Raw genomic sequence first — 13,397 nt, 5'->3', positions numbered from 1 at the left:
AGGACACACGGAATTGTCAGGTTATCTCGAATTACTTTCATCGGAAAAAGCAGTCATCAACATGAATAAAATACCTCTAGCTCAAATCATTCGTGCATTGCTCCACCCCCGTAATGTTCTGGTGCTTGGATTCACCGCTTCTCCAGTTTTTGCCGCAACGAATGAAACCGACCAGGACAATGCGGATGTGATGGTGGTTACTGGTAGCAGTATTAAACAAACGCTGACCTCCAATATTGCGCAATCTACGATGCGGACAGAAGCGGATCTGACAGAGATTCCGCGTTCAGCGGTAGTGCTTAACCGCGACTTACTCGAACAACAAAATGTGGTCGATATGAGCGATGTACTGAGTAATATCAGTAATGTCTCAAAAGATAACGACTACGGTGGAACACGCGACGAATTTACCATTCGGGGTTTTAAAGCCAGCGTTTACGAAGATGGAACCCGTATTTATGGCTTGGCCTCAGATAAAGCTGTCTTGGAAGATATTGAATACGTTGAGGTCGTAAAAGGCCCTGAATCGATTCTGTACGGCAACATGAATCCGGGCGGCCTGATTAACCTTATCGGTAAAAAACCCGAAGCGGAGCAAAGCTCACAAGTGAGTTTGAATCTTGACGAACATGGCAAACGACGCGTCAGCTTCGACAGCACCGGTGCGGTGAACGAAGATGGTTCGCTGCTGTATCGCCTTGTCGGTGTGGCCGATGATTCTGAAGGATGGCGTGATGACTCCGACAGCAGACAAACCTATATCGCCCCCTCTTTAACTTGGATTGCTAACGAGGACACACGCCTTACCTTCTCTTATAAATACAATAAGGAAAAAGTGCCTTTTGACCGTGGTACCTTGGCGGTGCTCAATTCATCGAACGGTGACTGGCGATTCCTTGATATCGGCAGCAAACGGCTCGGGGCAGGATTCTCTTCGCAAGAGAGAACCACGCAAAAATGGGGGCTGGATATCGAGCATTATATGAATGATATGTGGACCACTCGGCTGAAACTGCGCCATCAAAAACGAGATTATGATGGCACGCGTGTCCATTTTTATGCGTCATCGGCTGCTTCCCGAGGTAAAATCGCGGGTGTCCCAATTTATGGCCAGGATCAGAACAAAAATGTGTTCGACGGGACAATCAACCGATATATCGGCGGAGAGAATACTTCAAGCCGTACCGATGTGATTTCTTGGGAAAACCAGCTGACCTTTGATATCGGTCAGACCTACCATCAAATCACCACGGGGGTTGATGCAACCCGCTACAAAGAAGATAAAACAACCAGCGTTTCAGCCAGTTGGAGTGGTTTAAATGCATTAACAACCGTGTATTCAGGACGTTTTTTGGGAACTGCTGATCCGAATAGTGGTGCTTACGACTATCATTCAGACAATTTTACCAATGTTTCCAACCCCAATGATATGTTCAAGATTCAAGATGAATCCCAGACATTAACTGAATATGGGATTTATCTGAATGATTTGATTGAATACGGTAACTGGCACTTTGTTGCAGGCCTGCGCGCTGACCGTTATTCACGTAAATATACATTAAACTATGATGACACATTGCAGTCTGCAGTCTCAGCACTGAGGAAGTTAGAAGATAGCGATACAAAGACACCTTATGAAACAAACGTCAGTGGTCAGTTAGGTGCTTTATACCAGTTCACTGACAATGTTTCCGGGTTCTCGAATATCGCGACATCCTATATGCCGAATGATAAATATGACTCGGTCGCCAATCATTGGGTGGATTCTCAGAAAGGAACCCAATATGAAATCGGCACAAAACTAGCCCTATTGGATAAAAACCTCAACCTGACGCTCTCAACGTATCGGATTGACTTGGATAACGTCGCGTATGCAGGGGATGTCACCGGTAGCTATGATGTGTATAAACAGCGCAGCCGTGGCTTTGAAATTGACGGTGATTACACCATTACCGATCAACTTACGGCTATCTTCTCTTACGGCTATACCGATGTCGAGTTTGTCAATGCACCGGATACGACAGCCAAACCAGTGAACGTGCCAGATCATAATGCCAGTGCATGGTTGTTCTATGATATCAATGAACAATGGGGTGTAGGGACAGGCGTCGTTTATGTGGGAGAACGCGCAGGTAACCGACGCCAAGGCTATGATTATACACTTGATGCGTATACTCTCGTGAATATGACGGCTTGGTATCAGCCAGCCTTTGCTGATAAAAATCTGCGTGTCCAACTGAGTGTCGCCAACTTGTTCGACAAAGACTACTATGCCTCATCTTCAGACTCGTCACAGAATGCGGTATATCTGGGGTCACCCAGAACGGTATCTCTGAAAGCGAATTATAAGTTCTGATTAACAAGTGTTTTGTTTGAGAAGGCCGTTTGGGGGGACAGACGGCCTTTCTTTTATTTTCTTTTGGAAATTGAAGGCAAATAAATTAGCGATTTCCTTCGAGGGACAGGCACTCCAAGCTAAAGGGAAAGCTAAAGGGACAGATGCTTTTAAAATAGATGGATACAAGGTATTCGTAGGACAGACGTTAGACAGGCATAATTTATACAATCATTTTAGGAAATCATATGGCAATACTGATATGCCTACCGTCTTCCGGTAGCTCATCTTCACTCTACTCTGACTGGAAACCACTTCTTGCAGCACACAATATCACACAATATCACGCTTTATTGCCCTGAATATCCAGGCCGGGGAAGACGGTTTACTGAACCATTGCCGACGAGTATTCCGGCTCTGGTGGATGACTTGATACAACAGCTTAGAACGACACTTCCTTCTCATGAACAATATCACTTATTTGGTCATAGTTTAGGCGGTCTTATCGCTTACGAATTAGCGTTAAAAATCCAACAGACACCCGACCTTGACTCACCACAAAGCTTGGTGATTTCTGCCAGCCATGCACCTCATCTGCGAGGAGATACTCAGCTAAAAAGTGATCTTTCAGAACAAGCACTTATCGCTTTATTAAAAGAGATGGGAGGGATAAAGAATGAAGTGCTGGAACATCGTGAACTACTTGAGCTTCTTTTGCCGATTATCCGCTCTGATCTCGCGCTGAATGACAATTATACTCGGCAAGATATTACCCCGTTGTCTTGTCCAATCACCACGATTCACGGCCTCTCCGACCCGGTCGTTAAACAAGAAAAAGTAAAAGAGTGGAATCAGTATCCCTCTGATTATCAACATATAAACTGCCCGGGTGATCACTTTTATTTCCAGCAGAATTTAAAGGTATTTATCGAGAATTTGATTCGCTTGCTCTAAGGGATAAAACTTTCACACCATGATCCCATGCAGCCTTTGTCTGTTCAGGAGAGATTTCACATACTGAAGGCGTTGTTTAGTGCCAATCCATAAACCACGCTCTCTTTCAAGACGAGTACAAAGATGGATACTGTCAATTTGATTCAAAGATAAGCGGCTGATGATACTGGGATGTGTTTGCTTGATATACCCCGGCTTTCCTTCCCGCATTTGACGCCCCACAAAATCAACCCATTCCATATAATCGATCAGACGAAATGGAATACCATTCGTTTGATCCTGATGTATATCACCGATAAATGGAAACAAACCCAAAGGAGTCTCTTGATTATTTTTCAATGCGTCAACACGCTGCTTGAACGATGTATATTCTGATGTCTCTGGCGTTTCGGCGATATTAGCTCGGACAGGATTCAAATCGGTATACGTCATAGCTGCCAGCAAGGCTTTTTCATCTAACAGTGCCTGAGATTTAAATCGCCCCTCCCAAAAATGTCCGCGACACTGATCCTCCTGATTAGCCCGTAAGGCAATATGATAGTTCAACTCTTTCATCAGCCAACTGAGCGAATAAAGACGTTCCCGCCAAAGATGAATCAGCTTCAGACATGCAGGATACTCAGATGCTGAGAGTTGTCCTTTAAGATAGGATTGTATCAATGGTGGCAGTTGATGCTCTTGTTCCCATCTCGCAATCACTTCTCTTTCAGAAAGTTGCAGGGCTTTGGCGCGATTGATATGAACAACCAAGTGATAATGGTTACTCATCACTGCATAAGCACAGATATCGATACAGTAAATTTGAGCCAAAGCCAATATACGTTGCTCAACCCAATGGCGACGATGTTCATAAGAAACACCAGTGAGGGGATCATCACCGCAGAGGAAAGAGCGCCGAACACAGCGTGACACACAATGGTAGAACGAAGTGATGTCAGGGGAAACGAGCTGTGTTCGGGCAATCGTCATAAAAATTCCGGTCAAAAAATGATGACATGAGTCTGCCGCAAGTAAGAACGTAGAAAAAGAGTTCTCTGGCGAGGTTACGTGTGATGTAACTTTTTTCTATGTAACTTTTATGTTGCTCAAGAATGACATACTCGCTGGATTTAAGGCGATGTAGCTTATTTTGTGTGGTTTATTTTGTGTGTCCAGATAACAAAACAGTCTGTCCCCATAACACCCATAACACCCATAACACCCATAACACCCATAACACCCATAACACCTACCTAAACTGTGTGTCCCCCGAACAATCGAACAATCGGCCAACAAAATAATCGGCCTGTCCCCGTAAGCCCCCCGTAAGCCGAATCTTAGCCTAATCTTCAAAATATGGCGTTGGTTGTTCTGCCAACCCCTGCCATTCAAAGCAGTATTGATTGGGAGACGGCCTCTCTACGGGGCGGACAAACCGTTCTTTCGGTGTGCCGACGGATATCGCGCCAAGTACCTGATCTTCCGGTTGCATTCCCAGAACAGGTTTAAGCTCATCGCCTGCCAGAAAGGTATACCAAAAACCGCCGTATCCCATCAGATGCAGGCCCGTCATAATATTTTGTACCGCTGCACCACCACATAACCACTGATCCCACAATGACACATGGTGCTCTGGTTTTAAGTCTGTCACAGCAATGATCATCATCGGGGTATTGGCGATTTCCTGACAGGAGCGCCGAGCCTTTTCGGTCAGTTCACCATTCGGGAGCTGCCGACGATACATTTCTAATGTGGCATCTGCCAGCACCTGCATTTTATCGCCTTTTACAATCAGAAAACGCCAAGGTTTCAAATTGCCATGATCAGGCGTGGTCATCACCAACTCAAATAAGCGATGCAATTCTTGATCGTCGGGAGCCGGATGAATGAGTTTTTTCCGACAATAAGAACGTCTGGATAATAAAGGCGCTAAAGATTCCATAATTAAACAACCTGTAATGATGTCTGGTTTCTGTTGTGGTGTTGTTCTTCAGGATACTCACCAGAAGAGCAGTCCCGTGCATCACATAAATCAGAATATTCACCCCAAGCACGCTGCTGGCCTTGAGATAACACCAGATACTGATGACAAAGACGCTCTAATAGACCCTGATCATGACTAATCACAATCAGGCTGAAGTGTCGCTCGGCCTGTAAACGCTGCAGCAACGTCATAATATGACGGCGATTGACTTGATCCAGTGCCGTCGTCGGCTCATCGAGAATCAACAGCTTCGGTGACACAATTAACGCTCTGGCAATCATCACTCGCTGCCGTTGCCCGCCAGACAGTTCATGGGGGTAACGTTCAAGCAGCAACTCATCAAGACCGACGTCTTGCATCGCTTGAGTGAGCTTTTGTGCAACGGTATCGGTCTGTCCACGGTTCTGAGCCAAATAAGCATCCTTCAGAGATTGGTAAATGGTCAGACGCGGATTAAAACTGGATGTTGTATCCTGAAATACAAATTGCATCTTACCGCGTTGTGCACGCAGTTCTTTGCGGGACAGACGCTGCCAGTCCATGCCATCGAATTCGATCATACCCCCGGCGGGAATAAGCCTCAGTAACGCTTTCGCCAGAGTCGATTTCCCCGCCCCGCTCTCGCCGATAATCCCTAGATTTTCTCCCAAGGCCAGTTCGAAATGAATACCATCGATAATGTTACTGACCGAGAGATCGTTTACACGTAACAGCGGAGAAGAAACTATAGCTTCGGGGCGTCCGAATGACTCATGTTCTAACAACATCCGCGTGTAGTCTTGCGTCGGCGCTGAGAAAATTTGTTCGGTACTGCCCTGTTCGACAATCATGCCCTGTTTCAGAACCAACACTTGATCAGCAATATCACGAACCAATTGTAAATCATGAGAAATAAGCACCATCGCAATGTTCAGCTCTTGCTGCAAACGTTTCAAGAGCCGTAAAATTTGCTGCTGAGTTTGCTCATCCAACGCTGTTGACGGTTCATCAGCAATCAAGAGTTGCGGTGAGTTTGCGAGCGCAATGGCGATCAGGAGACGCTGCCTTTGCCCGCCGGATAACTGATGAGGAAAACGTTTTCGATGTTCAGGCTGCAATCCTACCTGAAGCAGCAGCTCATCAACACGCTGACGAAGTTGGGGTTTAGACAGTTGGTGATTTGACTGATGCAGCGTAATAGCCCGAGTGAGTATCCATTCAGCTCGTTTGACCGGGTTTAAAGCTGACAGAGGCTCCTGAGACACTCGGCCAATGACACTACCGCGCAGTGATCTCCATTGCTTTTCGGTAATCTTGCTCAGATCCTGATGCTCAAAGAAAATTTGTCCCTTGTGCAAACCGTTACTCGGTGCAAGCCCCGTCATCAATTTCGATAACAGCGTCTTCCCGGCCCCACTTTCCCCGACAATCGCAAGCGTCTTACCGGCAGGCAGTTCAAAGCTGACATCCTTTAACAACGTTTGAGAACCAATCGAGAATGAAAGCTCACAACATTTAAGCACGCCCGTCTCCCTCTTTCGTTTCGGAGTCAGAATTCGGTGTGTCCCCGTAATGAACAGCTTTTGTTGAGGTGTCTGTCCCTTTAATATCCTCATCCGTAAAAGCGTCTGTCCCTGCAACGCCTTCAACGGTTACTGCAACGCCTGTCCCTCTAACAGAGCTCCGTCTTGCCGCCAGTTCCTGAACCATTTCCCCGATTAAAACCACCGAGGTCACCAGCATTAAAATATAGGTGCATCCAATCATGCCCAGCCAAGGAGCCTGTAGGTTATTTTTCCCCTGAGCTAGCAACTCTCCCAATGAGGGGTAACCGGCGGGCAGGCCGAAGCCGAGAAAATCTAACGTGATCAGCGCGCCTAATGCCCCGGCAAAAATAAACGGTAAATTACTGATCAAAGCAACGACTGCATTCGGCAAAATATGGGTGAAAATAATACGTCGGTCGGAAACACCGGCAATGATCGCAGCCTGCACGTAATCAAGCTGACGAATCCGCAATACTTCCGCCCGAACCTGCTGTGCCAAATGATGCCAGCCTAACAGTGACAAGATAAGCAATAGCATCCAAGGGCCCGGCTGCACCAGACTTGCCATAATCATGACAATAAAGATAGCCGGAATCGCGCCCCAGATTTCCGTAATCCGCTGTCCCAGCAGATCAACAACGCCACCGAAGTAGCCCTGACAGGCACCAAAAAATAGTGCCAGCAAAGCGACAATGATGGTCAACCCAAGCGCAAACAATAAACTGATTTGCGTTCCGTAGAGAATTCGGGCCAGCACATCCCGACCTTGGTCATCGACACCCAGCCAGTTGACCGCTGAGGGAGGAGACGGAAAACTCACATCATAACTAATCGTATCAAACGAGAAATGCACCGGTGGCCATAACCACCAGCCATGTTGGGTAATTTCTTTGGCAACAAACGCATCTTTATAGTTTGCTTCTGTATCAAAAATACCGCCAAATGCTGTTTCAGGGTAAGCATGGAGCAATGGGAAATACCATTGCCCCTGATACACGATCAGTAATGGTTGATCGTTGGCCAGTAAGGGGGACAGACAACTGATGAGAAAAATCATGGCAAGGAGCATCGCTGCAATTTTGCCTCTTCTGACAACTTTAAACTGTTTGTCCTGTAATCTCATCCGTTCACCGCCTCAAACGTCATCCGCGGGTCAATCAGGCGGTACAGAATATCACCCAGTAAAGTCATCATCAGCCCAAGCAGCGAATAGACATAAATAATCCCCAACACCACCGGATAATCCCGCTGCAACAGCGATTCAAATGCCAGTAGCGCGACACCATCAAGCGAAAAGATAATTTCCACTAACAAAGCCCCGCCCATAAATAATGCCAGTAAATCAGCTGGAATTCGGGCTATCAGTACCAGTAAGCTGTTGGGCAATACATGACGAAACAACACACTCTGACGGCTTTCACCGATACTGAGCGCCGTTTCGACATAAGGTTGATTGAGTTGATCGACCACTGAATTTCGGATCAAGACCGTAATCGGAGCCAGTCCGCCAGCGACACAAGTCATCACGGGTAAGAAAATATGCCAGAGATAATCTTTTATCTGTTCCATCAGCGTCATCTGTTCAAATCCCGGAGAAACCAGCCCCCGCAGTGGAAACCAGTCAAACACGCCGCCACCGGCGACTAGAATCATCAACAAAATCGCAATAATGAATGTTGGCAACGCGACAGAAAGAAAAAGCACAAAACTGGTCACTGCATCCAGCCATCCACCGCGATTGAGCGCTTTCCAGACCCCGAGAGGAATCGCGACCACATAGGTAATCAACAAACTCCAAAAGCCGATGGAAAAAGATGTCGGCAATTTGCTCCCGATTAATGCAGCCACCGAATGACCACTAAAATAACTTTTACCGAGGTCCAGCGTCAGATAATGCCATACAGTCTCGGTATAGCGTTGCCAAAGCGGCTGATCAAACCCATACTGTCTGGCGATTTTCTGGCGCAACTGGGTATCTATCTGCTGCCCGTCCAACTGGGTGTTCTCACTTTCAAACAGAGACGTCGTGCCTGTATCCATTCCCCCCATTTGGGCGAGAACCGCATCAAGCGGTCCGCCCGGCAGCCACTGCAACAAAAAGAAATTCAGTGTCACAATCGCCAGCAAGGTCGGTATGATCAGGCACAACCGTTTGACTATATATTGGCGCATCATGGGTGGGCGCTGTCCTGCTGTACGTTATTCCGACTGTCCCCGCTATTCCGACTGTCCCACCAAAATTCGATTTCATAGCCATAGGCCGGATCTACTTTCGGCCGGTGAATATAATTGGCATGTGCAACAAGCTGGAAGTTACGGGCCCATAACGGGAGAAAGTAGTATTTCCACTTCAAGACCCGATCCAATGCTCTGCCGTAGACTTCGGTTCTCTCATAACTGTCGGCATGCACTAAATCATTAACCAACGCATCAATCACCGGGTCATTAAATCCGGCAATATTATTACTGGTTGCCACATCAGCAAATGACGACAATAAAGCAGAACGGACTTCGGTATTGGGCGGAATACGCACTTTGTACTGAATGGGCGTCATATCAAACTGACGTTGCATCAACTGCTTATAGAATTCAGTACCTGAACGCACCGCGATCTGTCCTTCAATTCCCAGTCGTTTCAAATTTTGCACATAGGCACCAAGGACAGGTTTCATCGCCGGAGACGGCACCAGAAAGTGAATCACAAACGGTTGATGGTTGGCATCAACCAACCGCCCCTGTTCGGTTTTCCAGCCGGCGGCTTCAAGCAGTTGCTTTGCTTTAATCAGGTTCGCCCGATCATTACCTGAGCCATCGGTGGTCGGCCAATGAAAGGTTTCAGAGAACAATGCCGGTGGCAGTTCTTGTTTAAACGGTGCTAACACCGCGGCTTCTGATGAAGAAACAGGCCCTTCAGAGGCGAGAAAACTATTGTTAAACAGACTTTCCGCACGCTGATATTTGCCTTGAAAAGCACGTTGATTTAACCACTCAAAATCGAATGCATACGCCAGTGCTTCACGCGTTTTCGGGTTGGCAAACTTCTCTTCACGCAGATTGAACAGTAACGCAGTCACAAATGACGGTGCCTGATAATCAATCCTGTCTTTAACGACTGTCCCTGTATCGAATGCCTTACCCTGATAGAGTTTTTGCCAGCGAGCCAGGTTAGACTCAGCAATGTAATTCACTTCACCGGCTGCTAGCGCTTGCACAGCTGCGTTGCGGTCACGGAAATATTCAACCCGAATCGTTTTGAAGTTATATTTGCCACGATTGACCGGCAGGTCTTTCCCCCAATAATCATCCCGTAATGCATAGGTAATACTTCGTCCCGGAATGACTGAGGTAATCCGATAAGGTCCGGAGCCAATCGGAATGTCTAACGATGGTTTGGTGAAATCTTTCCCTTGCCAAACATGCTTTGGCAGGACAGGCAGATTACCGGAATTGAGGATTTGTAAACGGCTGCCGTGCTTACCAAAATTAAACTTCACTTCCCGCGGCCCCAGCACCTCAACCGACTGTACGCTCTGAAAGCGGGATTTGATATTACTCAGACCTACTGTTTGATACTGTTTGACGGAAAATGCCACATCCTCGGCGGTGACCGGTTGACCGTCGCTGAAACGGGCATTCTTTCTCAGTTTATAAGTCACCCACGAATCATCATCAGCAATGGTGATCGTTTCTGCCAAGGCACCATATCGGGTTTTGATTTCATCTTTGTCGTGGCCGCGATCGGTCAGACTGTCATAAAGCCAGAACAAGCCTCTGGGCTTGGTGCCCAGATTAATAAATTGATGCAACGAATCGAAACTACCGATTTCCGCAATCACCAATTCTCCTTGTTTCGGTGCATTCGGATTGGCATAGGCAAAATGGTCAAAATCGGCAGAATATTTCGGCTGTCCATACAGGGAAACAGCGTGGGTCACTTCATTCGCCACAACAGGCTGGCTCAGACAACTGCTCGCCAGCATCAGTACGCCCAGTGTTTTTCTCAGCATGTTACGTCTTCCTTTTCATCAGCGGTATGATTCTGAAGGTGAGATGGGTAATCGTGGGCCGTTTCATCGTCCACCATGATATGTCCTTGATCAATCCGGTAGATTTTGTCAGCCATGTAGAAATAGTGATCATCATGCGTAATCGCTATCACAGTTTTTCCTCTGGCTTTCAACTCGGGAAGCAACTCGGTGTAAAAGACTTTACGGAATGCCGGATCCTGATCGGCTGCCCACTCATCCAACAGGATAATGCTACGATTCTCTAAATAGGCCAGCAGCAGTGCCAGACGTTTACGCTGCCCTTGAGACAGTTTGGTGGTACTGAGTTCGCCCTCGCTGACCGTCACCTTCTGCTCCAGTGACAACGCATTGAGATAATGTTCAACCAGTGCCGAATCCGGTCTTTCACCCGATTCGTTAATCAGTTGTTTAAACAAATAAAAATCAGCAAATACCACAGAGAAATGACTGAGAAACCAGTCTCGGTTTTCTTCGTTAATCTCCTGACCGGCAAACACGATTTTGCCTGCATGTGGCGTGTAAAGCCCGGTCACTAACCGGGCACACGTTGATTTACCGCTGCCGTTCCCTCCGACCCAAAACACCAGTTCGCCCTGCTGCAGTTCAAAATCAATCGGGCCGACACCAAAACCCGGCTCTCCGGATTCTGACGGGTATTGGTAAGTCACATTTTTCATCTGTAACGATTGCCAGCATGTTTCGGGCTCCGGCAGCTCTCCTACCGCGTCTGTCCCTTCATGCAATGCCAGTTGCTGTACTTTGGCGTAAGCAACCGAACCTAAAATTAAACTGGGCAGCGAACCAATCATACCGGCAAGCGGAGAGCGTAAATATAGAATCGTCAGAGCAAATGTAGTGAGTTGTTCTTTGGTACCCACCCCAAACAGACTGTGGATGAGAATAATTGAAGCGATCAACAGCAAAATGGACGTATTGACCCAACTGCCGTTTAAGACCGTATATCGATCGGCTTTGACTTCCAGCCCCAGCGCCTTACTGACAATCGGTTTTAAACTGTTGCTAAAGAAACTACTGCGACGTTGACGGCTGAGTTTCAACTCGTTGCGTCCCAGTAGTAAACCGGAATAGCGGTCATAGAGTTGGTCATCGTTTTCCCGTACTTCACGCTTCAATTGTCTTGACGCGGACATCAGTTGCCGTGCAATCACCACCGCGAGAATGGTCATCACCAATGTACAGAAGAAAAATGGCAGTGAAAGCTGTAACAGATAGCCATAACAACACAGCAGCACCGCAGCACCATAGACCACAAATGGCAGGCTGTTAAACGCCTGACTAATCGACGTCACATCCTTGGTTAACGCGGCCAGAATGGCGGGTTGGCCGAGTTGATCAATTCGCTCTACTGAAGTTTTTAACACCCGTTGAGACAGGTGCAATCGCAGCCGATACACCACATGATGGCCTAACGATGTCAACATTGCCTGAGAGAAAAAACTTAAGCCAAATAACAGGAAGATCAGGACAAATAGTAAAGCGACATCTTGACCGGTAATCACATCAGCCGATGAGACCCAGCTGATCATCGCAATCACTGCAACACCGGCACCAGCACTCAAAGCACTTAACAAAATCGCCGTCAGAAACTTGAACGTGTTTCCCTTCAATAACGTCCAGACTAAGGTCATACAATACACCAGAAAACAAATAAGAATTATTAGCGTTCGTATTATGAACGAGTGCTTTGTAAAAAGATAGAGAAGAAAGCATCAATGATGCGCAATTCATTGCCATTCATAACGAGGACAGACGGCATTACGGGGACAGACGGAATTACAGGGACTGATGTGGTGATTGCGAGGACAGACGCGATAAGGTGAATAACGTGATTGCGTGGACAGGCAGGATTACCGATTGATTGCAAGGACAGGCACAGTGGGAAAACAAATACAAATAGCGGGGACAGACGCCACAATGTGCCACTCCTAACATTGCAAGCTTTGATTCATCGGGCTTAACGTTCTTCCTGACTGAGATCCGGTGCTTCCGGCACCTTCTCCGGACGCCTCCAGATGTAGTAGCTGCCAATCAACATACCGATGGTCGATACAACGACCCAGACGAAAGCCACCTTGTGTAACAGTAGAATCAGTAGGCAGACCGACATCGATAACGCTGACAGAATCTTATTCTTTCTGGAAATGACTTTGCCATTTTGCCAGTTCTCTATCATGTTGCGGAAAAAGGGCTTTGACATGAGAAAACGATGAATCGTAGGAGAGCCTTTTGCCGAGGCCCACGCACATAAAATCACAAATTCTGTCGTGGGCAGGCCCGGTAAAATGGCACCGATAATCGCCAGAATCAAACTGACGACCGCAATGAGTTTATAAACCCACAGATGCACCCCTGATGATTTTGTTTGCTGCTGTTCTGTCATTGCACTTACCGATATTCTCCGAGATTCAGACCAAATCAACCCACAACCCTGTACCGGATGTTAATCGGATCAGTTTATTCACTACAATGTTACCTCAGCATTAAGCTGTGTTCAGTCTCCCACGTCCTACTCAGAAAGTATATGGTGTCTGTCCTTCTTAGAGACACAAAGACACAAGTGTCTGTCCTTG

Annotated in this window: 10 protein-coding genes; 2 read left to right on the top strand and 8 right to left on the bottom strand. The window is 47.0% G+C overall.

The window, feature by feature from the left end:
* Nucleotides 1-61: 61 nt before the first annotated feature.
* Nucleotides 62-2,356: a TonB-dependent siderophore receptor gene (locus VRK_RS03845; RefSeq protein WP_059122635.1), complete on the top strand. Its 2,295-nt coding sequence runs from the start codon at nucleotides 62-64 to the stop codon at nucleotides 2,354-2,356.
* 297 nt (nucleotides 2,357-2,653) lie between these two features.
* Nucleotides 2,654-3,289, top strand: coding sequence for a thioesterase II family protein (locus tag VRK_RS03835; protein ID WP_197413051.1), 636 nt, complete (start codon nucleotides 2,654-2,656; stop codon nucleotides 3,287-3,289).
* A 12-nt stretch (nucleotides 3,290-3,301) separates the two neighbouring features.
* Here the strand turns inward: VRK_RS03835 and VRK_RS03830 are convergent, their stop codons facing one another.
* From VRK_RS03830 to VRK_RS03795, 8 genes are all read right to left on the bottom strand, one after another.
* Entirely contained in the window at nucleotides 3,302-4,258 is a 957-nt protein-coding gene (locus VRK_RS03830; RefSeq protein WP_059120171.1) for a transposase, read from the bottom strand.
* A 352-nt stretch (nucleotides 4,259-4,610) separates the two neighbouring features.
* Nucleotides 4,611-5,210: a nitroreductase family protein gene (locus tag VRK_RS03825; RefSeq protein ID WP_059120170.1), complete on the bottom strand. Its 600-nt coding sequence runs from the start codon at nucleotides 5,208-5,210 to the stop codon at nucleotides 4,611-4,613.
* Between the two features lie 2 nt (nucleotides 5,211-5,212).
* Complete coding sequence (locus VRK_RS03820) at nucleotides 5,213-6,754, bottom strand: ATP-binding cassette domain-containing protein (RefSeq protein WP_059120169.1); 1,542 nt, start codon at nucleotides 6,752-6,754, stop codon at nucleotides 5,213-5,215.
* A complete protein-coding gene (locus VRK_RS03815; RefSeq protein WP_082671302.1) occupies nucleotides 6,747-7,901 on the bottom strand; it encodes an ABC transporter permease in 1,155 nt (384 codons plus the stop codon). The genes VRK_RS03820 and VRK_RS03815 overlap by 8 nt, the downstream gene beginning before the upstream one ends.
* Complete coding sequence (locus tag VRK_RS03810) at nucleotides 7,898-8,953, bottom strand: ABC transporter permease subunit (protein WP_059120168.1); 1,056 nt, start codon at nucleotides 8,951-8,953, stop codon at nucleotides 7,898-7,900. The genes VRK_RS03815 and VRK_RS03810 overlap by 4 nt, the downstream gene beginning before the upstream one ends.
* Nucleotides 8,950-10,785, bottom strand: a complete 1,836-nt coding sequence (locus tag VRK_RS03805) for an extracellular solute-binding protein (protein WP_231735732.1) — start codon at nucleotides 10,783-10,785, stop codon at nucleotides 8,950-8,952. Before VRK_RS03805 ends, VRK_RS03810 begins: the two co-directional genes overlap by 4 nt.
* Nucleotides 10,779-12,455, bottom strand: coding sequence for a cyclic peptide export ABC transporter (locus VRK_RS03800; RefSeq protein WP_082671301.1), 1,677 nt, complete (start codon nucleotides 12,453-12,455; stop codon nucleotides 10,779-10,781). The genes VRK_RS03805 and VRK_RS03800 overlap by 7 nt, the downstream gene beginning before the upstream one ends.
* Before the next feature lie 326 nt (nucleotides 12,456-12,781).
* Nucleotides 12,782-13,207 carry a YbaN family protein gene (locus VRK_RS03795; protein WP_059120167.1) on the bottom strand — a complete coding sequence of 142 codons (426 nt, stop codon included), beginning with the start codon at nucleotides 13,205-13,207 and terminating at the stop codon, nucleotides 12,782-12,784.
* Nucleotides 13,208-13,397: the final 190 nt, after the last annotated feature.

Origin of the sequence: Vibrio sp. MEBiC08052 (assembly GCF_001506075.1) — a bacterium.
GTDB lineage: Bacteria > Pseudomonadota > Gammaproteobacteria > Enterobacterales > Vibrionaceae > Vibrio.
Note: the sequence above shows the minus strand (reverse complement) of the source record. Positions and strands in the feature narration are given on the sequence as shown.